Genomic DNA, 20862 nt, shown 5'->3' on the forward strand with positions numbered 1-20862 from the left:
AGGGACTTTTCCATACGGGACCGGACGCCCTGTAAGCCCGATCAAGTCATGATTTGCGCACCAGCGAGCGCTGGACGAACATGGCGATGATGATGATCGCACCCTGGATGGCGCCGATCAGATACTCGCTGATGAAATTCGAAAGCAGCATGATGTTGCCGACCAGTTCGAGAATGAAGGCGCCGCAGATCGTGCCCCAGACCCTGCCCGCGCCGCCTTTGAGGGCCGTGCCGCCGACGACGACGGCCGTGATCGCCTGCAACTCCCATAGGATGCCCGTCGTCGCCGACGTCGAGCCGAGACGGGGAACATAGAGCAGCACGGCAATGGCGACGCACAATCCCTGGATGACGAAGGCGATCGTCCGCACACGGTTGACCGCGATACCGGAATAGCGGGCGACATCGCTGTTTGATCCAACCGCAACAACGTGGCGCCCGTAGCGGGTGCGATAGAGGATGAAGGCCGCAACCGCCGTCACTGCCAGGATCACCACGATCGGCACGGGTATGCCGGCGACATTGCCGAAATAAGCAGGGCGATAGAGCGTCTGGATATCGGCTGAGCGAAGCGTGATCGCACCGCCCTGCGACAGCCAGGTCGTCAGGCCGCGATAGATGCCCATCGTGCCGAGCGTCGCAATGAAGGGCTCGATCCTGCCGACCGTCGTGATCAGGCCGTTCGCCAGGCCGCAAAGCGCGCCGGCGACGATCGTGAAGACGGCGGCGACCGTCAGCATCAAAGCCGGGTTTTCGATGGCGCCCGAATTCATCAGCAGGATCATCAGGCTGGCGACGAAGGCCACCATCGAGCCGACAGACAAGTCGAGATCGCCTGCTGATATCACGAAGGTCGCACCGACCGCGATGATGGCGATGAAAGCGCTGCGCGTCGCGACATTGGCAAGGTTGGTGATGCCGATGAAATTGGGATTGACCAAGGCTCCGACGATCAGCAGCAGCGCCAGGGCGACGAAGGGAGCGACCGCACGCAGGTCGACATCCCGCCAGGATCGGCGCCGGATTTCCCTGGTCTCCTCGTTGACACTCATTTCCAAAATCAACCTCCCGTCCCATATTTTCTGGGCATTTTATCTGTCGTCCTGATCGGCAAAGCCCTGCTTCAGCCTTCAGGCGGCCGCCTTCCTCTTGAGCCCGGCGGCGTAACGCATGATCTCCTGCTCGGAAATCTCGTCTCCCTCGAGCACGCCGACGATACGCCCTTCGCGCATCACCGCCACTCTGGTGCAGAGGCCGATGACCTCCGGCATCTCCGAGGACACGACGATGATGGACCGGCCGTCCCGGGCGAGGGCCGAGATGAAATGATAGATCTGCTGCTTGGTGCCGACATCGATGCCGCGCGTCGGCTCGTCGATGATGATGATCTGAGGTTCGGTCTCCATGACCTTGGCGAGCAGCAGCTTCTGCTGGTTCCCCCCCGACATCCGGCCGGCGACGATATTGCCGTCACGAACCCTGATATCGAAGCGGCGCTTGGCCTTTGCCATCGCGGCCGCCTCGCTGCCCGGGCTGAGATAGCCGTGACGAGCGTGCCTTCCGAGCGATTGCAGTGTCAGATTGGTCACCATGCCGGAGCGCAGCAGCAGGCCTTTCGACTTGCGGTCCTTGGTCATGTAGGCGAGCCCGCAGCGATTGGCGGCATGCACGTCGCCGGAGGGAACCGTTTCCCCCTTGATGACCACCTCGCCATCGAGACGGGTCCGCAACCCGGCGATCGCTTCCATCAGTTCGGTGCGGCCGGAGCCGATCATGCCGGAAAACCCGATGATCTCGCCCTTGCGCACCTCGAAGCTCGCGTCCTTCACATAACCCGTCGACACCGAAGCGACTCTGAGGACGACCTCCTCGTCGACATCAGGCTCGACCTTGGCGGGATAGAGGCTGGAGAGTTCGCGGCCGACCATCAGCTGAGCGATCGATTCCCCGTCCAGAACGGACGTCGGCGAAGTCTTGATCCACTGGCCGTCGCGCAGCACCGTGACACGATCGGTCAACTCCATCACCTCGTCGAGTTTGTGGGACACGAAGACGAAGCTGGTCCCCTGGTCGCGAAGCTTGCGAACCTGTTTGAACAGCATATTGGTCTCTTCCCGCGACAGCACCGCGGTCGGCTCGTCCATGAACACCACCCGCGCATCGCGGCTGATCGCCTTGGCGATTTCGACCATCTGCTTGTCGGCGATGGAAAGCGTGCTGATCAGCGCATTCTCATCGACATGCGAACCGAGCACGTCGAGAACCTTGCGTGTCTCCGACCGCATATATTTACGGTCGAGCATGCCGAAATGCGTGACTTCGCGCCCGAGGAAGAGGCTCTCCGTCACGGTCAGATGTTCTGCGAGGTTGAATTCCTGGTGAATGATGACGATGCCGAGCGCCTCGGCGTCGCCGTTGGGCGGCAGGACGACGGGCTTGCCATCAAGCAGGATTTCGCCGGAACTGGGCTGCTCGAAACCCGACAATACCTTGACAAGCGTGGATTTGCCGGCGCCGTTTTCACCCATCAGCGCATGGATTTCGCCGGCGCGGAGATCGAAGTTCACGCTGAAAAGGACCTGCACTCCACTGAAGGATTTGCATATGCGCCTGGCGGACAGCACCACGGGTGCGGTGTCGGCGGTCTCCACGGTCATCTGGTCCTCCCCAAAGCGGCTCTCCGTCCACTCAGAAGCCTTATGTAAACCTTTACATACATCGTGTAAAGGTTTACATCGTTGATTTACACAGATCAGTTGAAGCCTGCCTTTGACCTCTCGACAAGTCTGTGTAGTGTCGCGGCGAAGACAGCCCAAGGCAGAGCTCAGTGTCGAATTCCACGCCCGCAACCATCGAAGACGTCGCCCGGATCGCCGAGGTCTCTATCGCGACGGTTTCCCGGGCAATCCACATGCCGGAGAAGGTCGCCAACTCCACCCGCCTCAAGGTCAACCAGGCGATCGCCATCACCGGCTATACCACCAATGCCATGGCGCGCAGCCTGAGGCTCGGCCGCTCCAATATGATCCTTGTCGTGGCGCCCGATATTGGCGATCCCAATTTCTCCAATATTCTCGTCGGGCTGGAGAACGAAGCGCGCGCGCACGGCTACGGCATCCTGATTGGCCACACCCAGAACGATGCCCAGCGCGGCCTGGAATATCTGAAATTCTTCAATTCCAACCAGGCGGCTGGATTGATCCTCTTCACCGGCATCCTGCCCTTCGGGCATCAGACGATGACCGCGCGGCTGCCGCCGAGCGTCGGCGTTTTCGAGCCCGTCTTCAACGGCGGCATTCCCTATGTCGGCGTCGACGATACCGAAGGCGCTCGGAAAGCGGTGGACCTGCTGCTGGCTGAAGGGCATCGCAAGATCGCCTTCATCGGCGATTCACGCACCCGGCTTGCCTATACGAGACGCCGCATGGGTTACGATGCCGGTCTCGATGCCGCAGGCATCCCGCCCGACACCAGGATCGTGCTGGAAGGTGACGGCACGATCGAAAGCGGGCGGCATGCGGTCGAACAGCTTTTCATGCGCGACACGCTTCCAACCGCCTTCATGTGCGTCAACGACCAGACGGCGATCGGCGTCATGGTCGGGCTCGGCGCACGAGGTTATGATATTCCGCGGGATTTCTCGGTGACCGGTTTCGACGACGTGCCGCAGGCCGTCTTCATATCCCCACCGCTGACCACGATCCGCCAGCCGAGAACGGCGATCGGCAAGCAGGCGATGGCGCTGCTGCTGGAACTCCTGTCCGATGGCCGGCCGACCGAAACGGAAATCCTGCTGCGGCCGGATCTCGTGGTTCGAAACTCCGTCTCGGCGCCGTCGCGCAACTGGTCGAAACGTTGAACCCGTATCACTAAGCACTTAAGGCACATTTAGATCAGGATGATTTTAGGCCCGATCGGCCTAAAATCTGAATCCTGATCTAAATCAAAGAGTTAGAGCATGCTATCTTCCGAAAACCGCGCACACTTTTCGGCATCATGCTCTAGCCGGCAAATTCGCCGGCGACCAATGGCCGCCGGCGCGCTTTATCAAACGTAACGATTGACGACGTTCTCAAGCAATTCCTGCTTGCCCGACCTCGGCTGCGGGTTCACGTCGTGGCTCTCGACATAATGGGTGATCTCACCCAGCGAATACTCGCCGCGGAAGAGTTTCTGCGCCTCGGCGGATTCCCAGCCAGCATAACGATCGGCGAGCGGCTGCGACAGAGCCTTGTCCTCGATCATCTTGGCAGCGGCCTTCAGGCCGCGGGCGCAGCAATCCATGCCGCCGATATGGCCGATCAGCAGATCCGCCGGGTCGAGAGACTGACGGCGAAGCTTCGAGTCGAAGTTGGTGCCGCCGGTCTTGAAGCCGCCGCCTGCCAGAACATGGTAGTAGGCGAGCGCCATTTCGGGAACATTGTTCGGGAACTGATCGGTATCCCAGCCGGACTGGTAGTCGTTGCGGTTCATGTCGATCGAGCCGAAGATGCCGAGCGCATTGGCAAGCGCCAGCTCGTGCTCGAAGGAGTGGCCGGCAAGGATCGCGTGGCCCTGCTCGATATTGAGCTTCACCTCGTTTTCAAGGCCGTGCCTTTTGAGGAAGCCATAGACGGTTGCGACGTCGTAGTCATACTGATGCTTGGTTGGCTCCTGCGGCTTCGGCTCGATCAGGATCGTGCCCTTGTAGCCGATCTTGTGCTTGTATTCGACGACGAGGTTGAGGAAGCGGCCGAGCTGGTCGAGCTCGCGGCCGATATCGGTGTTGAGCAGCGTCTCGTAACCTTCGCGCCCGCCCCACAGCACGTAGTTTTCGCCGCCGAGCTTCTGCGTGGCATCGATGCAGGTCTTTACCGTCGCGGCTGCAAAAGCGAAGACGTCAGGATCCGGATTGGTCGCAGCGCCCGACATATAGCGGCGGTGGGAGAAGAGGTTCGCCGTGCCCCAGAGCAGCTTGGTGCCGGTTGCGGCCTGCTTCTCGGCGAAATAATCGACGATCTCGTTGAGGTTTTTAGTGTTCTCGGCAAAACTCTTGCCTTCCGGACGCACGTCGGCGTCATGGAAGCAATAGTAGGGCGAGCCGAGCAGCGAGAAGAATTCGAAGGCGACGTCGGCCTTGAGCTTGGCGGCCTTCATCGTGTCCTCGAACCAGGGACGCAGGAAGGTCTGCCCGCCGAAGGGATCGCCGCCCGGCCAGGTGAAGGTGTGCCAATAGGCCACCGCAAAGCGCAGATGGTCTTCCATGCGCTTGCCCATGACGATCTCGTCCGGCTGGTAATGGCGGAAGGCCAGCGGATTGGTGCTGTCGGGGCCTTCGTATTTTACTTTCTGGATATCGCCGAAAAATCCGGTGCTCATGTTGGTTCTCCTTGGGTTCGTATCTTTTCGAAGTTCTGAATTGTTGGCCTACGCCAGCGACTTGATCGCCGGGTAGAGCGCACGGTAGCGCTTGTAAGCATCCTCATAAGCGTCGCTTAGCGCCGCTACAGGCTCGATCGTGCCTGCCGTCACCGGCGGCGTGCAGACGGAGACCGGATCGACGCCCGTTGCTGCGATCAGGCCGAGGCGGGCTGCCCCGAAGGCCGCGCCGAAATCGCCGTCAGCCGGCAGGTCGACCGGAACGTCAAGCGCAGTCGCGATCGACGCCAGCCAGTAACGCGAGCGCGAACCGCCGCCGATTGCCGTGACCCGGGATATGCCGGTGCCGGCCGAACGCAGCGCTTCGAGATTGTCGCGAATGGCGAAGGCGACACCTTCGAGCACCGCCTGGGTGAGAACGACACGGCTGCTTTCGTGTTCGAGGCCGATGAAGGCGCCGCGGATGACGGCATCATTGTGCGGCGTGCGCTCGCCGGAGAGATAGGGCAGGAAGGTGACGCCGGTGGGAGCCTTCAGCGTCTCCCCGAGTTCGCCGGTGAGATCTGCGGCCGACTTCCCAGTCACACCAGAATGCCAGTTCAGTGCATCGGTGGCCGACAGGATGACGCCCATCTGGTGCCAGGTGTTCGGCAGTGCATGGCAGAAGGCATGAACGGCGCTTTCCGGCTTCGGCAAATAGGAAGCGTTGGCAGCAAAAAGCACGCCTGATGTGCCGAGCGAGACGAAGGCGGCGCCATCGCTGACCGTGCCCATGCCGCAGGCCGAGGCCGCATTGTCGCCGGCACCGCCGGCCACGACGACATCGCCTGATATGCCCCATTGCGCCGCCAGTTCGGACCGCAGCTTGCCGGCCTGCTCGGTGCCTTCGACAAGCGCCGGCATCTGCTCCTCGGAAAGCTTGGTGGCGGCGAGCAGTTCGGAGGACCAGGCGCGTTTGCCGGTGTCGAGCCAGGAGGTGCCGGCCGAATCCGACATTTCCGAGATATATTCGCCAGTCAGCCAAAGACGCAGATAGTCCTTCGGCAAGAGCACCTTGGCGATCTTGGCGAAGACATCGGGCTCATGCTTCTCGATCCAGGCGAGCTTCGGCGCCGTAAAGCCGGGGAAGACGATGTTGCCGGTGAGCGCGCGAAAGCGCGGATCGGCATCGAGTGCGGCGGCCTCGACGTAGCTGCGCGTGTCGTTCCAGAGGATGCAGGGGCGCAGCACCTTATCAGTGGCATCGATGAGCGTTGCGCCATGCATCTGGCCGGAAAGGCCGATGCCCTTGACCGCCGCCAACTCCTTCGGATGTTTTGCCTTGAGGCCGGCGACAGCCTCTTCCGTGGCGCGCACCCAGTGGGCCGGCTCCTGCTCCGACCAGCCGGAATGCGGACGCGAGACGTCGAGCGAACCATTGGCCGAGCCGACGATCTTCTGATCACCGTCGATCAGCATCGCCTTGACGCCGGAGGTTCCGAGATCGAGACCCAGATACATGTGGTATTTCTCCCTTTGCCGTTACGGCAGATTGTCTTTCAGGAATATGTCGAGGCGGATGCGCTCCTGCGCTTCGATGACGGCAAGCCCGTCCGCCTTGGCTTTCAGCACGCGGATCGCGCTACGCACCTCATGGCCGGCATCCTGATTGAGGATCGCATCGATCGTATTGTCGATCAGTGCTGCGCGCGTATGGGCGGTCAGTTCGTGGGCAATCACGGTCAGTACGCGATCGACGGCCTTCTCCTTCAACGCCCGGATCAGGCCGCGATTGCCGGCGCCAAGGCTGTAGACGCCGATGATGCCGGCATTCCCGAGCGCGTCGGCAACGAGCCTATGGGCGACCTCGGGATCGTCGCGGCCTTCGAGAACCGGAAGGATCGCAAGATCGGGAAATTCCTCGGCCATGACAGCGGTGAAGCCCTCCAGCCGCTCGCGATGGTCGCGCACCAGCATAGAGCCGGCGAGCACGGCGATTTCGCCCTTTCGCGGCCCAAGGAATCGTCCGAGCAGGCGCGCGGCCGTGCGGCCGGCTGCGATATTGTCGACGCCGGCATAGTGATGGCGCAGCGACCCCGTGAGATCGGAAACCAGGGTGACGATGGGAAACCGCTCGCGCACCAGCCTGTCGACGGCGGCGCGCACGTCAGGCGCATCGGTCGCAACCAGCGCAATGCCGCAGGGCTTTTCCCGGGAAAGCCCTTCAAGCACGGCGACGAGGGCGGCGGGATCGAAGGCCGGCACCTCGATGGTGCGGATATCGGTACGCTCGGCCGACGAGCGGAGGATCGCCTGACGGATCTCGGCATTGAGCCCGTGCATGAAGGAATTATCGCTGGCCGGAAGGATGAAGACCAGCGGATAGGTGCGCCCCTTGGCAAGATTGGCGGCGGCGACGTCTCTGACATAACCGAGCTCGCGGATCGCGGTCTCGACCTTTTCCCGCGTGACGTGGCGCACACCGGGCCGCTGGTTGAGAACCCGGTCGACAGTCGCGAGACTGACACCGGCGGCAGCGGCGATATCGTGAACGGTTGGCCTCATCATTCCTCCTGACGAGACCATTAGCGCCAATTTTGATGTACGTAAATCAAAAAATCTGACAGGCCGGTTTCCACGTCGGTTTTCCGACCCGGCCCACAGTCATCCGCCTGATGCCACAGCGGCCGGAAGACGGCAACAAAAAGGCCCTCCGAAGAGGGCCTTTTCAAGGGGCGGCAGGCCGGAGGTCAGTGGCCGCCACCGCCTCCCCCGCCTTGCGGCGCGGGTTTCTTGATCATGGCGACACCGAGGATCATCGCGAGGAAAAGCGCGGTCAGGATCAGGAACACGTCGCTGAAGGAAAGGATGATCGCCTGTTTGGTGGCAAGCCCGACCATCTGCTTGATCGCAACCGAGGCGCCATCCATGCCATAGGTGTTGAAATTGGCGGCCATGTTGTTCATCTGGTCGATCGCCGCCGGGTTGCCCCAATCCATATTCTCCCGCAGCCGCTCATAATGCACGTCCTGCCGGTTGGTGAGCACGGTATTGATGACGGCAAGGCCGACGGCGCCGCCGAGGTTTCGGGTCAGGTTAAACAGGCCGGACGCGCCGCGGATGCGCGAGGGCGGCATCGTGCCGAGCGCGATGTTGTTGATCGGCACCATGCACATCATCAGCCCGAAGCCGCGCAGGATCTGCGGGATGAAGAGTTCGTAGAAATCCCAATCCGCCGTCAGATGCATCATGATGAAGGTGCCGGCGGCGAAGCTGACGAAGCCGATCACCATCATCAACCGCAGGTCCATCTTGGTCGACAGCCGCCCAGCGATCGGCGCGGTGAAGAACATCGCCAGCCCGGAGACGAACATCGTCTCGCCGATCATCAATGAATCATAGCCGCGGATGCGCCCGAGATAAACAGGATAGATATAGGTGAGGCCATAGAGGCCGATGCCCATGACGAAGGAAAACACCGAGCCGAAGGAGAAATTCCGGTTCGAAAAGGCCTTGAGGTCGACGACCGGGAAATCCACCGTGAAGGCGCGATAGAAAAAGACGATGGCCGCAACGCCGGAGGCAACCGCTGCGATGGCGATCGAGCTGTCGTTGAACCAGTCGTTCGAATTGCCCTCTTCGAGCACATATTCCAGCGCGCCGAGGAAGACGCCCATCGAGATCAGACCCCACCAGTCGAACTTCTTGAAGAGCGACAGTTCCGGCTTGTCGAAATCGATGAAGTTCCAGGTGACGATGGTGACGATGATACCGGGAACGATGTTGACGAGGAACAGCCAGTGCCAGGAAAAGGCATGGCTGAGATAACCGCCGACGGTCGGGCCGATGGTCGGCGCCAGCGTCGCGATTAGGCCGATGATCGGCGAGACGATGCTGCGCTTCGACGGCGGGAAGATGGTGAAGGCGGCCGCGAAGACCGACGGAATCATGCCGCCACCGATGAAGCCCTGGATGACGCGGTAAACGATCATCTGATCGATATTGGTGGCCGTCGCCGCCAGCGCGCTCGCCATGGTGAAGCCGGCAGCCGAGATTGCGAAGAGATAACGCGTCGAGATGATGCGCGCCAACGTGCCCGAAAGTGGGATCATGATCACTTCGGCGATCAGATAGGCCGTCTGCACCCAGCCGACCTCGTCGCTGCCTGCCGAAAGGCCGGCCTGGATTTCGGCAAGAGAAGCCGAGACGATCTGGATGTCGAGGATCGACATGAACATGCCGAGCACCATCGCGAAGAAGGCGATAAGCTTCTTCGGATCCATGCGTTCGTCGGCATGGGCGGGTGCCGCCGGAATCGTCCCCGCTGTTGCTGTCGCGCTCCCGGCCATCAGACCACCTCCGCCTTTCCTGAAGGCTTACTTGCTCGGCGCCGTACGGGTGTCGACGTCGACGACGACGCTCAGGCCCGCGCGCAGCCGCCCGCTGTCGAGCGCTTCCTGCGGCAGCGCGATGCGCACAGGCACGCGCTGGATCACCTTGGTGAAATTGCCCGTGGCGTTTTCCGGCGGCAGCATCGAAAAGACCGAGCCGGAAGCCGGTGAGATCGATTCGACGGTGCCCACGATCGGATGATCGCTATAGGCATCGACCTGGACGTTGACCTTCGAGCCCGGCACCAGATGCTGGATCTGCGTTTCCTTGAAATTGGCGTCGATGTAGAGCTGGCGCACCGGAACGAGTGCCATCAGGCGCTGGCCGGGAGAGACGAGGTCGCCTTCCTGGACGGAGCGGTTGCCGACAATGCCGTCATAAGGCGCCTTGAGCACGGTGAAGGAAAGGTCGCGGACGGCCTTGTCGCGCGAGATCTCAAGCGAACGGACCGAGCCTTCGGCTTCCTTGCGCTGGGCCTGGAGAATGGTGATGTTGGCCTGTGCAGCGGTGATGTTGGCATCGCCGCCGGCAAGATTGGCCTTGGCCTGGTCGAGGGCGATATTGGCGTTGTCGAGATCGGCGGCGGTGCCGACCGACTTCGCCTGAAGGTCGCTCTGGCGCTTCTGAGTAATCTCGGCACCACGAACGGCCGCTTCGAGTGCCACCTTCTGCGCCTGCGCCTGCACCAGGCTCGCATTCGCGCCTTCGATCTGCGCGTCGATACGCTGCAGCGAAAGCTGTTCGGTGACGATCTGGGCCTGGGCCAAATCGAGGGCGTTCTGATAGTCGCCGTTATCAAGCGTGGCAAGCACGTCGCCCGCTTTGACTTCCTGGTTGGCGACAACGTTCACCTTCGCGACGTAGCCCGTGACCTTCGGCGAAATCGTTGCGATATCGCCTTCGATATAGGCGTCGTCGGTCGACACCATGAAGCGGCCGTTCGTCCACCATTCGTAACCATACCAGCCGCCGCCTGCGAGAAGGGCGAGCACGACGATCGGCAGCACCGGGCTGCGGCGCTTCTTCGCAGCCGCGGGTGCGGCGACCGAAGCCGGCGCCGACTGCGCGGGGGCAGACGGCACTTCGCGGGCTTCCGCCATCGGAGCCTCTGCAACGGTCGCGACCTCGGCCTGTGCCTCTTCGGTCCCGGCGTTTTCGCTGACGATCCGCGCGACGTTGCTCTTCTGGTTGCTCGACATGGCCACTTTACCGATCTTGGAGTAAATAATCGAACTGAACGGTTCGGTTCAGTTGACTTAAACCTGTTTTATCGTCATATCAAGATGTATAGAACCAATCGGTTCGATTTCTTTAAAGAAAATGCGAAACCGTCAACACGGTTAAGAGGACATGACGCTGAAACCCGACCACGCCGCCGTATTCAGTCCTCCCGCTGCCGGAGGCCGATTTGCCGCAGGCGAAGATCCGGCCAAGCGCCAGCAGATTCTCGCCGGCGCCAAGCGTGTCTTCATGAAGATGGGTTTCGACGCCGCCAGCATGAACGACGTGACGCGTGAGGCCGGCGTCTCCAAGGGAACGCTCTACGTCTATTTCACCAACAAGGAAGAGCTGTTTTCGGCGATGATCGAGACCGAGCGCGCCGCCTTCGTGGCGGCCGTGCGCACGGCGCTTGCCGAACATGACGATCCCGAAGCCGGCCTGTACGAATTCGGGATAAGCTTCGTCACCCATATGACCGATGAAAAGGTCATCAGCGCGATGCGCACCGTTCTCGGCGTTCGCGACCGCATGCCGGTGCTCTGTCAACGCTTCTTCAAGGGTCCGGAAAACCTGCGCACTATCATGCGCGACTTCCTGGAACGCCACATCGCCGAAGGCAGGTTTGAGATCGACGACATCGATCTGGCCGCCGGCCAGTTCCTCGATCTCGCCAGCGGTAGTTTCTTCAAGCTCCGCCTGTTCGGAAGCATGGAAGAGCCGCCGTCTCGCGATGAAATTGAGCGCGTCATCCGCGGCGCGATCCGGGTCTTCATGGCCGCCTACGGCGCGCGCCGGCACGAGACCGCCTGACCACACCCTTGACCGCGGCGCTGCATCGGCCAAAATCCCGCAATAGCGATCAAATCCGGCTGCCGACTTTTCTTTAAGGAAGAGTCGCAACACTGCATAATTCCTTAAATCGGAATCGATTTAAGGATAAAATTATGCAGCACTTCAAAGTGTTACAGCGTCCTTTGCGCGTCTGGAAAAGACGCGCGGCGCTGTAGGAGAATAAGGATGAGCGCCGTCGGACGGGCGATCTGGTTCATCGAGAGCCATTTCGAAAGCGATATATCGCTGGAAGAGATATCGGAAGCAGCCGGATTGTCGCGCTACCACCTGTCACGCGTCTTCGGGCTCATCACCGGCCACTCGATCAGCAGTTATATAAGAGGGCGGCGCCTCAGCCGTGCCGTGCCGGCGTTGGTCGGCAGCTCATCCACCATTCTCGAGGTTGCGCTTTGCGCGGGCTACGGCTCGCACGAGGCCTTCACCCGTGCCTTCCGCGACCAGTTCGGCATGACGCCGGATGCGGTGCGCAGACAGGGGCACGCCCGTAACCTTGTCTTGTTGGAGCCGATCAGAATGGACCCCGCCCACCTCAACGACCTCGAACCGCCCCGCTTCGAAACCCTCCAACCGATGCTGTTTGCCGGCCTGCAGGAGATCTACCCCCATGGCGGCAATGCCGCCATCCCCTCTCTCTGGCAGAAATTCAATGCCCATTTCGGACATATCTCCGGCCAGAAAGGCAGCGTCGCCTACGGCATCTGTACGCATATCGACGGCGAAGCGGAGAAATTCCGCTATATGGCCGCGGTCGAGATCTCCGATGCCGGCGATCTGCCGGCGGATTTTGCAACGCTCAAGCTTCCAGGCCAGCGCTACGTCGTCTTTGCTCATCGCGGCCACGTCTCCGGCATCCCGGCGACCATGAACCGGATATTTGGCGCATGGTGGCCGACCTCGGGCCTGGAGCACGGCGAGACACCCGACATGTTCGAACGCTACGACGAGCGCTTCGACCCCTATACCGGCATAGGCGTCACCGAAATCTGGTTGCCGATCAGAGCATGATGCCGAAAAGTGCGAGCGGTTTTCGGACGACATCCTGCTCTACCTCTTTAATTGAGAGCAGGATTCAAATTTAAGGCCGACCGGGCCTTAAATCCTGTTCTAGGGAATAAAAGTCACATCGGTTTCGTATACCCCCTTGCGGCGCTTGCCTGGCAGGCCGGCGACATTACATTGCGAGCGTCATTACTTATGTGACGCAAGAGGGATATATGCTGATGCAGGAAATCATGACGCTCATTCAGGATCCGGCCGCCTGGGTGGCGCTCATCACGCTGGTGGTGATGGAAGTCGTTCTCGGGATCGACAACCTGATCTTCATTTCCATTCTCACCAACAAACTGCCGCCCGAGCACCGGGAGAAGGCCCGCAAGATCGGCATCGGTCTTGCGCTCGTCATGCGTCTCGCCCTGCTCGGCACCATCGCCTGGATCGTACAGCTGACCGAACCGCTGTTTGAAGCCTTCGGCCACGGTTTCTCCTGGAAGGATCTGATCCTGATTGCCGGCGGTCTGTTCCTCGTCTGGAAGGCCACCAAGGAAATCCACCACAGCGTCGATCCGGAAGATCACGGCGAGGACTTCATCGCAAGTTCGGCCACGACAGGCTTTGCATCGGCCATCGGCCAGATCCTGCTGCTCGACCTCGTCTTCTCCGTCGACAGCATCATCACCGCCGTCGGTATGACGCCGCATCTGCCGATCATGGTGGTCGCCGTCGTCGCCGCCGTCACCGTCATGCTTGTTGCCGCGACCCCGCTTGCCAACTTCATCGAGAGGAACCCGACGATCGTCATGCTGGCGCTCGCCTTCCTGCTGATGATCGGCACGACGCTGATCGCCGAAGGCATGGGCTTCCATGTGCCGAAGGGCTACGTCTACGCCGCCATGGCCTTCTCGGCGCTGGTCGAGGTGCTGAACATGTTCGCGCGCAACGCCCGCAAGCGAAAACGCGACGCCGCGCATTGAGGCTTGGGCAGGAGGGCGCGGCGGAACCGGCGCGCCCTCACGCATTGCCATCAGGCCGTTCCTGGCGTGTTTTTCTTGACGCGCCCGGTTGAATATGGCCTAAGGCCAGCCGAACGGACGATCGGCGGATAGTGCGGGCGTATGCCCTTTTCCGGCCGGTTTGCCGATGAAGCTATCTGCATCCTTCCGGCCGTACGTCGCTTTCCCATGAAAGCCGTCCGGCATTCATTGACGGGCACACACAATGACAGTTTCCGGGACAGCTACCGGCGTCCGCGTCCGCATCGCTCCCTCGCCGACCGGCGAGCCGCATGTCGGCACCGCTTACATCGCTCTTTTCAACTACCTTTTCGCCAAGAAGCATGGCGGCGAGTTCATCCTGCGCATCGAGGATACCGATGCGACACGCTCGACCCCGGAATTCGAAACGAAGGTGTTGGACGCCCTGAAATGGTGCGGGCTGGAATGGAAGGAAGGCCCTGATATCGGCGGCCCCTACGGCCCCTATCGCCAGTCCGACCGCAAGGAAATGTACCAGCCTTACGGGCAGGAATTGCTGGACAAAGGCCATGCCTTCCGCTGTTTCTGCACACCCGCGCGGCTGGAGCAGATGCGCGAAACCCAGCGCGCCGCCGGCAAGCCACCAAAATATGACGGCCTCTGCCTGAATCTTGCCGCCGAGGAAGTCACCTCGCGCATGGCCGCCGGCGAGACGACCGTCATCCGCATGAAGATTCCGGCCGAAGGCTCATGCGACTTCACGGACGGCGTCTACGGCGATGTCTCCATTCCGTGGGATTCGGTCGACATGCAGGTGCTCGTCAAGGCCGATGGCATGCCGACCTATCACATGGCCAACGTCATCGACGACCATCTGATGAAGATCACCCATGTGGCACGCGGCGAGGAATGGCTGGCTTCGGTGCCGAAGCACATCCTGCTTTATCGCTATTTCGACTGGGATCAGCCGGTCTTCATGCATCTGTCGCTAATGCGCAATGCCGACAAGTCGAAGCTGTCGAAGCGCAAGAACCCGACCTCGATCTCGTATTACTCCGCGCTCGGCTATATCCCGGAAGCGCTGATGAACTTCCTCGGCCTGTTCTTCATCCAGATCGCCGAGGGCGAAGAGCTCCTTGGTATGGACGAGCTCTCCGAGAAGTTCGACCCGGCAAACCTCTCCAAGGCCGGTGCGATCTTCGACATTCAGAAGCTCGACTGGCTGAACGGCCGCTGGATCCGCGAGAAGCTCTCCGAGGAGGAATTCCAGGCGCGTGTGCTGACTTGGGCGATGGAAAACGACCGCCTGAAGGAAGGTCTGCGCCTGTCGCAGACACGCATTTCCAAGCTCGGTGAGTTGCCCGATCTTGCCGGCTTCCTGCTGAAGTCCGATCTCGGCCTGCAGCCTTCCGACTTCGCCAAGATCAAGTCGCCGCCGGAAGAGATCCTGGAGATCCTCAACACCGTTCAGCCGGATCTCGAAAAGATCTTGGAATGGAATGTCGAGACGATCGAGGCGGAGCTGCGCGCGATCGCCGACCGCATGGGCAAGAAGCTGAAGGTCGTGGTCTCGCCGCTCTTCGTCGCCGTGTCCGGCTCGTCGCGCTCGCTGCCGCTCTTCGATTCCATGGCGATCCTCGGCCGGTCCGTTGTGCGTCAGCGCCTGAAGCTCGCCTCGCAGGCGGTCGCCGCCCTCGTCGGCTCGAAGTAAGAACAGTCAGAGGATTTCGACAATGGCTGACAACAAGACCGAAAACACCCTTTCCTCCGACGCGACGGAAGTGCGCGCCCAGAAGCTGAAGCTGCTGCGCGAGCAGATCGGCGAGGTCTATCCGGCGCATTTCCACCGCACGATGACCAATGCCGAGCTCATCGCGAAATATGAGAACCTGGAACCTGACGTCGAGACACAGGATGTCGTCACCGTCGCCGGCCGCGTCTACTCGTCGCGCAACTCCGGCATGTTCATGGACATCCACGATGCCGGCGGCAAGACCCAGATTTTCAGTCACAAGGACACGACCCCGGAAGAAGCCCGCGCCCTGCTGCCGATGATCGACATCGGCGACATCATCGGCGTCACCGGCATCGTGCGCCGCACCAAGCGCGGCGAGCTGACGATCAACGCGCAGACAATCACCATGCTGACGAAGTCGCTGCTGCCGATGCCGGAAAAGTGGCACGGCCTCTCCGACATCGAGTTGCGCTATCGCAAGCGCCATCTCGACATCATGACCAACGAGGATTCGAAGCTCCGCTTCCAGCAGCGCTCGAAGATCCTCTCCGGCATCCGCCGCTTCATGGAAAATGACGGCTTCATGGAAGTCGAGACGCCGATGCTGCATTCGGTCTATGGCGGCGCCACCGCCGAGCCGTTCAAGACGCATCACAACACGCTGAAGCTTGACATGTACCTGCGCATCGCGCCGGAACTGTTCCTCAAGCGCACGCTGGTCTCGGGGCTGACCGACAAGGTCTTCGAGATCAACCGGAACTTCCGTAACGAAGGCGTCTCCACCCGGCACAATCCCGAATTCACCATGATGGAGTGTTACTGGGCCTATGCCGACTACGAGGACATCATGGACCTCGTCGAGCGGCTGTTCGAGAGCTTAGCACTCTCCATTCATGGCGCGACAGAATTCCCCTTCGGCGACAAGACCATGTCCTTCAAGGGTCCGTTCAAGCGCGTGCCGATGCCCGACGCCGTCAAGGAAGCGACCGGCATCGACTTCCTCGCCATCAAGACCGATGAAGAGGCGCGCATTGCCGCCAAGGCTGTCGGCTTCGCGGTCGAGAAGGATTGGACCTGGGGCGAATGCCTCGCCTTCATCTTCGAAGAAAAGGTTGAATCCACCCTGATCCAGCCGTCGCATGTCACGCATTTCCCGAAGGACATCTCGCCCTTCGCCAAGGAAGTACCGGGCGAGCCGCGCCTGGTCGAGCGCTTCGAGACCTATTGCAACGCCTGGGAACTCGGCAACGCCTTCTCGGAACTCAACGATCCCGAAGAGCAGCGCCGCCGTATGGTCGAGCAGCTCGAACAGGCGCATGCCCGCGGCGAAAAGGAAAAGCAGCTGGACGAGGAATTCCTCGACGCCATCGACCAGGGCATGCCGCCGGCAGGCGGCCTTGGCATCGGCGTCGACCGTCTCATCATGCTTCTGACCAATGCGCCGTCGATCCGCGACGTCATCCTCTTCCCGGCCCGCCGCAGCAAAGCCGACTGAGAACCACATTCTTTAAAGTGAAAAAACGGAGCGCCCAAAAGGACGCTCCGTTTTGTTTTAAGCAGACTGGTGGAGACCCAGCCGATGGACCAAGACACAGTGGTTTGGTCGATCACGGAATGACGTTATTTCGATGGCTTGTGTCATGATCGCGCTCGTCACTACACTCAGATCATGTAGCCGCCGGCGACCTCGATTGTCTGCGCATTGATCCATGCGCCGTCGTCGGACGCGAGCATGGCGATGACGCGGCCGACATCCTCGGCTTCGCCGATACGGCCGAGAGCCGTCTGTGAGGCAAGCAACGCGGCAAACTCCGGGTTCTTGTCCAGCGCAGCGTCGGCGAGATTGGTACGGATAGGACCGGGCGAGATGGCATTGGCGCGGATCCTGCGATCGCCGAACTCCTTCGCCTGATAGCGGGTCAACGTCTCAAGTCCGGACTTGAGGGCTGCATAGGGCGCAACGCCTGCTGTTGCGACGCGAACGGAAGCGCTCGTTACATTGAGGATCACGCCGCCATCGACCATTAGCGGCAGCAAAGCCTGCGTCAGGAAGAACGGCCCTTTCAGGTGGACATTCATCAGAGCGTCGAACTGGCCCGTCGTCACCGTCTCCATGAGATTGAACATGCCGAAACCGGCATTGTTGACGAGGCAATCGAACGTATTCCGGCCCCAATAAGTGGAAAGCAGCCGTTTCACCTCCGCCACGAAGGCCGGAAAGCTGTCGGCATCCCCGACATCGAGGGCAAGCGCAACGGCCTGACCACCGTCTGCCTTGATCGCGGCGATGACGTCATCCGCACCTGGCTTGTGGCTGTTATAGGTGAGGATGACACCCATGCCGCGCCTTGCGCATTCCTGCGCTGCCGATTGACCAATGCCACGGCTGCCGCCGGTAATGATTGCGATTTTCATTTCTGTCTCCTTTGCTTCGATGGCCGGAAGCTATGGGAAACAGCCGGCCTGCACTCCGCCGGAAACTGCCTCGTTCTTGCCTATTCCTGCTTTTACCTTGCGCCGTGACACTTGCTGGGTCAGGATTTCACCATGCAAACAATGCTCGAAGAGATGCGCCGCTTGACGGCCCACGCTGAAAACCGCCCGACGGAAACCGGCATCCCCGGCATCCTGATGGTCAAGGGGGAGATCCCCGAACACAAGCTCGGCGCCGTGTATGAGCCGATGGTCAACCTGATCCTCGATGGCAGCAAGACGCTGACGATCGCCGGGCAGGACTATTATTACGATCCAGCGAGCTACTTCGTGATATCGATCGATGTGCCGGCGACGGGCATGGTGCAGCAGGCAGGTCCCGACCGGCCCTATATCGGCGTCAGCCTATCGCTCGATCCGGCAAAGGTCGCAGTGCTTCTCCTGGATCTTCCGCCGCAATCCTATCAGGAGGGACAAAGCGGCGGCTATTCCGTCTGTCGCATGACGCCGGAACTTCTGGGTGCCTGGCTGCGGATGCTGCAACTCATGGAGCGCCCGCAGGATATCCCTGCCCTTGCCCCGGCCTACGAACGCGAAATCCTCTATCGCGTGCTGCAGGGGCCGCAGGGCTGGATGCTACGCGATATCGCAGCACCCGATAGCGCCCTGTCGCGGATACGGCTCGCCATCCGCTGGGTTCGCGAGCACTATGCCGAAGCGGTCGAGGTCGAAAAACTTGCCGCCCTCACCTCCATGAGCGTCTCGGCTTTTCATCGCCATTTCAAGTCTGTGACCGCGATGAGCCCGATCCAGTTCCAGAAGCGTATCCGCCTGCTGCAGGCCCGCCAGCTTCTGATTTCCCAATCCGGAAATGCATCCTCGGTCGCCTATTCCGTGGGCTACGAAAGCGCTTCGCAATTCACCAGGGAATATGCACGCTTCTTCGGCCAGCCACCGGCGCGCGACGCCTCGCTGATAAGGGGAAATATCAGGCCTGCCGCCTGATGCTTTTTGGGTTTAGTGCCCGCTCTTGGCCGGCGGTTCTTCTGCGGGAGCGGCTTCTGCTGGAGTGGCAGCATCCTTGGCAGCCTGCTCCTGAGCAGACGGTTCCTTGGTCTCCGGCGCTGCGCCGTGTCCGCCGGCGGCTGCCTTGCCCTCACTCTTTGTGGAAGCAACCGCGACTGGGTCGACGCAATCCTCGGGATCCTTGAAAGCGGCGCTGATCATGGCGATCTCGTCGAACGGCATCTCTATCCGCTCGCCGAAGAACAGCCCGTTTTCACTGGCCTTGCCGTCGTAGTAGCGCGCTGTATAAGACTTGTCGTCGAGTCCCGGAACGGTCTTGTCGGGATGCGGGATATAGACGACATCAGCGCCGATCGCCCGGCCGCGAATATCGGCGCGCAGTGTCGGTCCGTTTTCGTCAAGCACCACCACCTGGACCAGATCCGGCTTCTGCGCGGCATAAACGGCCTGAGCGACACGAAGCGCGGTCTTGACGCGCGTCATCCCGTCGGTCGGTTCGGTCTTGATGTATTTGCGCACCCAGACGTGGTCCTGCTTCCTGATCGTCACCAGGTTAACGTCGCTGCATTCGAGCCCGTAGCCACCACCAGTTGCACCGATCAGCCTGTCCTTGCCGACATACACCGCCGCGCCGCCGGAAACGCCCATGAGAAGAGCGACTCCACCGATGATGATTGCCAATTTCCGGGAGGGCCGGAAGATGCGCAGTAAGGCCTTCACGCCAACTGCTCCGCCATCTGAAACTCCAACGCAGGACAAGTGCTGAGAACGCTAAAGAAATGACGTTTCCGAAAGTTTAAGTGGGCGTGTGAAGCCTGCGCCATTTTGAGAAAACACCAAAAAAGGTCCGCTTTCCGGGCCGCTTGCCACGGCCTGTTCCGCCATGCTCTAAACGCCCATGGCCTTCACGCTTCGCCAGGTTCAATATTTCGTCGCCGTCGCCGAACAGGGTTCGGTGACGCGCGCCGCACAGAATCTTTCGATCTCTCAATCCTCGGTGACGGAAGCGCTGAAGGAGCTCGAAACCGACCTCGGCGTCGCGCTCTTCGAGCGCCATCCGCGCGGCCTGACCATCACCCATAACGGCCACCAGTTCCTGCGTCACGCGACGAAGATCCTGGCCTCCGTCTCCGATGCGCGGACCAGCTTTTCCGGCCAGCAAAGCGCCCTCTCCGGCACGCTGAACATCGGCGTCACCTCACTTGTCGCCGGCTACGTGCTTTCCGACCTGCTGGCGCGATACAGGCGCGCCTGTCCAGGCATCGAGGTCAGCGCCACCGAGGACAATGGCGGTTATCTCGAACATCTCCTGGTCGGCGGCGAATTGGATGTCGCCGTCATGGTGATATCAAACCTGCGCGACCGCATGGCGCTGCAGGCGGAGATCCTGGAAACCTCGCCCTATCGACTATGGCTGCCGATGGGCCATCCGCTGGTTTCGGCCGACATCATCTCGGTCGCCGACATCGCCCGCGAACCGCTGATCATGCTGACGGTCGACGAAATCGAGGAGAACACCGGCAAGCTGCTCTCAGCCCTCGGCGCCCGCCCGCATGTCGCCTTCCGCACCCGCTCGGTGGAGGCTGTGCGCAGCTTGGTTGCAACGGGAGCCGGCGTGGCCCTGCTTCCCGATCTTGTCTACCGACCATGGTCGCTGGAAGGCGACCGCATCGAGAGCCGCGACGTCTCCGGATCGCTGCCGGTCGTCCAGGTCGGCATGGTCTGGCGCAAAGGCTCCAGCCTCCCGCAGGCGGCGCGCGATTTCGTCGGTATCGCCGAGAGCTTAAGATCCGGTCGCATCCGCTGATATCGGAATTTCCGATATCGCCTTTCTGATAAATGAATTTGCGAAAGCGGCTTTTTCGCGTCACCTTTTCATCCGGGAACAAACCGCCAC

At 61.0% G+C, this 20862-nt stretch carries 17 protein-coding genes; 8 read left to right on the plus strand and 9 right to left on the minus strand.

What is annotated here, in order from left to right; all coding sequences use genetic code 11:
- Nucleotides 1-46: 46 nt before the first annotated feature.
- Both ACM5SV_RS21075 and ACM5SV_RS21080 read right to left on the minus strand, forming a co-directional pair.
- Complete coding sequence (locus ACM5SV_RS21075) at nt 47-1051, minus strand: ABC transporter permease (RefSeq protein WP_003552935.1); 1005 nt, start codon at nt 1049-1051, stop codon at nt 47-49.
- A gap of 78 nt (nt 1052-1129) precedes the next feature.
- On the minus strand, nt 1130-2656 hold the full coding sequence (locus ACM5SV_RS21080; protein WP_222014797.1) for a sugar ABC transporter ATP-binding protein: 1527 nt from the start codon (nt 2654-2656) through the stop codon (nt 1130-1132).
- Nucleotides 2657-2826: 170 nt separating this feature from the next.
- On the opposite strand from ACM5SV_RS21080, the gene ACM5SV_RS21085 reads away from it, so the two are divergent.
- The gene (locus ACM5SV_RS21085; protein WP_003543025.1) at nt 2827-3858 is read left to right on the plus strand and encodes a LacI family DNA-binding transcriptional regulator; all 1032 of its coding nucleotides are present in this window, start codon (nt 2827-2829) and stop codon (nt 3856-3858) included.
- Nucleotides 3859-4046: 188 nt separating this feature from the next.
- On the opposite strand, the gene xylA is transcribed toward ACM5SV_RS21085, so the two are convergent.
- The 5 genes from xylA to ACM5SV_RS21110 form a co-directional block, all read right to left on the minus strand.
- Complete coding sequence (xylA, locus tag ACM5SV_RS21090) at nt 4047-5357, minus strand: xylose isomerase (RefSeq protein ID WP_017995212.1); 1311 nt, start codon at nt 5355-5357, stop codon at nt 4047-4049.
- A 48-nt stretch (nt 5358-5405) separates the two neighbouring features.
- Nucleotides 5406-6857, minus strand: a complete 1452-nt coding sequence (gene xylB, locus ACM5SV_RS21095; RefSeq protein ID WP_017995213.1) for a xylulokinase — start codon at nt 6855-6857, stop codon at nt 5406-5408.
- A gap of 21 nt (nt 6858-6878) precedes the next feature.
- Complete coding sequence (locus ACM5SV_RS21100) at nt 6879-7901, minus strand: LacI family DNA-binding transcriptional regulator (protein ID WP_032996465.1); 1023 nt, start codon at nt 7899-7901, stop codon at nt 6879-6881.
- A gap of 185 nt (nt 7902-8086) precedes the next feature.
- Nucleotides 8087-9685 carry a DHA2 family efflux MFS transporter permease subunit gene (locus ACM5SV_RS21105; protein ID WP_012759035.1) on the minus strand — a complete coding sequence of 533 codons (1599 nt, stop codon included), beginning with the start codon at nt 9683-9685 and terminating at the stop codon, nt 8087-8089.
- Between the two features lie 27 nt (nt 9686-9712).
- Nucleotides 9713-10927, minus strand: coding sequence for an HlyD family secretion protein (locus ACM5SV_RS21110; protein WP_017995215.1), 1215 nt, complete (start codon nt 10925-10927; stop codon nt 9713-9715).
- A 151-nt stretch (nt 10928-11078) separates the two neighbouring features.
- Here ACM5SV_RS21110 and ACM5SV_RS21115 point away from each other — a divergent pair, with 151 nt between their 5' ends.
- The 5 genes from ACM5SV_RS21115 to lysS all read left to right on the plus strand — a co-directional run bounded on the left by ACM5SV_RS21115 (nt 11079) and on the right by lysS (nt 17001).
- Nucleotides 11079-11759, plus strand: a complete 681-nt coding sequence (locus tag ACM5SV_RS21115; protein ID WP_012759037.1) for a TetR/AcrR family transcriptional regulator — start codon at nt 11079-11081, stop codon at nt 11757-11759.
- Between the two features lie 207 nt (nt 11760-11966).
- Nucleotides 11967-12806, plus strand: coding sequence for an AraC family transcriptional regulator (locus ACM5SV_RS21120; protein ID WP_017995216.1), 840 nt, complete (start codon nt 11967-11969; stop codon nt 12804-12806).
- Between the two features lie 215 nt (nt 12807-13021).
- Nucleotides 13022-13771, plus strand: coding sequence for a TerC family protein (locus ACM5SV_RS21125; protein WP_018072717.1), 750 nt, complete (start codon nt 13022-13024; stop codon nt 13769-13771).
- Between the two features lie 244 nt (nt 13772-14015).
- A complete protein-coding gene (gltX, locus tag ACM5SV_RS21130) occupies nt 14016-15482 on the plus strand; it encodes a glutamate--tRNA ligase (protein WP_017995217.1) in 1467 nt (488 codons plus the stop codon).
- Between the two features lie 22 nt (nt 15483-15504).
- The gene (gene lysS, locus ACM5SV_RS21135; protein ID WP_017995218.1) at nt 15505-17001 is read left to right on the plus strand and encodes a lysine--tRNA ligase; all 1497 of its coding nucleotides are present in this window, start codon (nt 15505-15507) and stop codon (nt 16999-17001) included.
- A 167-nt stretch (nt 17002-17168) separates the two neighbouring features.
- On the opposite strand, the gene ACM5SV_RS21140 is transcribed toward lysS, so the two are convergent.
- A complete protein-coding gene (locus ACM5SV_RS21140) occupies nt 17169-17921 on the minus strand; it encodes an SDR family NAD(P)-dependent oxidoreductase (protein ID WP_222014798.1) in 753 nt (250 codons plus the stop codon).
- A 132-nt stretch (nt 17922-18053) separates the two neighbouring features.
- On the opposite strand from ACM5SV_RS21140, the gene ACM5SV_RS21145 reads away from it, so the two are divergent.
- The gene (locus ACM5SV_RS21145) at nt 18054-18944 is read left to right on the plus strand and encodes an AraC family transcriptional regulator (protein WP_222014799.1); all 891 of its coding nucleotides are present in this window, start codon (nt 18054-18056) and stop codon (nt 18942-18944) included.
- Between the two features lie 12 nt (nt 18945-18956).
- On the opposite strand, the gene ACM5SV_RS21150 is transcribed toward ACM5SV_RS21145, so the two are convergent.
- Entirely contained in the window at nt 18957-19685 is a 729-nt protein-coding gene (locus ACM5SV_RS21150) for a hypothetical protein (RefSeq protein ID WP_017995221.1), read from the minus strand.
- Between the two features lie 178 nt (nt 19686-19863).
- Here ACM5SV_RS21150 and ACM5SV_RS21155 point away from each other — a divergent pair, with 178 nt between their 5' ends.
- Complete coding sequence (locus ACM5SV_RS21155; protein ID WP_222014800.1) at nt 19864-20772, plus strand: LysR substrate-binding domain-containing protein; 909 nt, start codon at nt 19864-19866, stop codon at nt 20770-20772.
- Nucleotides 20773-20862: the final 90 nt, after the last annotated feature.

Source organism: Rhizobium sp. CRRU65, from assembly GCF_048551595.1.
Lineage (GTDB): Bacteria > Pseudomonadota > Alphaproteobacteria > Rhizobiales > Rhizobiaceae > Rhizobium > Rhizobium leguminosarum_J.

Bases quoted from the DNA above. Each gene is read 5' to 3' on its own strand.
- ACM5SV_RS21075 (WP_003552935.1), bottom strand. From the start codon at position 1,051: ATGAGTGTCAACGAGGAGACCAGGGAAATCCGGCGCCGATCCTGGCGG.
- ACM5SV_RS21080 (WP_222014797.1), bottom strand. From the start codon at position 2,656: ATGACCGTGGAGACCGCCGACACCGCACCCGTGGTGCTGTCCGCCAGG.
- xylA (WP_017995212.1), bottom strand. From the start codon at position 5,357: ATGAGCACCGGATTTTTCGGCGATATCCAGAAAGTAAAATACGAAGGC.
- xylB (WP_017995213.1), bottom strand. From the start codon at position 6,857: ATGTATCTGGGTCTCGATCTCGGAACCTCCGGCGTCAAGGCGATGCTG.
- ACM5SV_RS21100 (WP_032996465.1), bottom strand. From the start codon at position 7,901: ATGAGGCCAACCGTTCACGATATCGCCGCTGCCGCCGGTGTCAGTCTC.
- ACM5SV_RS21105 (WP_012759035.1), bottom strand. From the start codon at position 9,685: ATGGCCGGGAGCGCGACAGCAACAGCGGGGACGATTCCGGCGGCACCC.
- ACM5SV_RS21110 (WP_017995215.1), bottom strand. From the start codon at position 10,927: ATGTCGAGCAACCAGAAGAGCAACGTCGCGCGGATCGTCAGCGAAAAC.
- ACM5SV_RS21115 (WP_012759037.1), top strand. From the start codon at position 11,079: ATGACGCTGAAACCCGACCACGCCGCCGTATTCAGTCCTCCCGCTGCC.
- ACM5SV_RS21120 (WP_017995216.1), top strand. From the start codon at position 11,967: ATGAGCGCCGTCGGACGGGCGATCTGGTTCATCGAGAGCCATTTCGAA.
- ACM5SV_RS21125 (WP_018072717.1), top strand. From the start codon at position 13,022: ATGCAGGAAATCATGACGCTCATTCAGGATCCGGCCGCCTGGGTGGCG.
- gltX (WP_017995217.1), top strand. From the start codon at position 14,016: ATGACAGTTTCCGGGACAGCTACCGGCGTCCGCGTCCGCATCGCTCCC.
- lysS (WP_017995218.1), top strand. From the start codon at position 15,505: ATGGCTGACAACAAGACCGAAAACACCCTTTCCTCCGACGCGACGGAA.
- ACM5SV_RS21140 (WP_222014798.1), bottom strand. From the start codon at position 17,921: ATGAAAATCGCAATCATTACCGGCGGCAGCCGTGGCATTGGTCAATCG.
- ACM5SV_RS21145 (WP_222014799.1), top strand. From the start codon at position 18,054: ATGCAAACAATGCTCGAAGAGATGCGCCGCTTGACGGCCCACGCTGAA.
- ACM5SV_RS21155 (WP_222014800.1), top strand. From the start codon at position 19,864: ATGGCCTTCACGCTTCGCCAGGTTCAATATTTCGTCGCCGTCGCCGAA.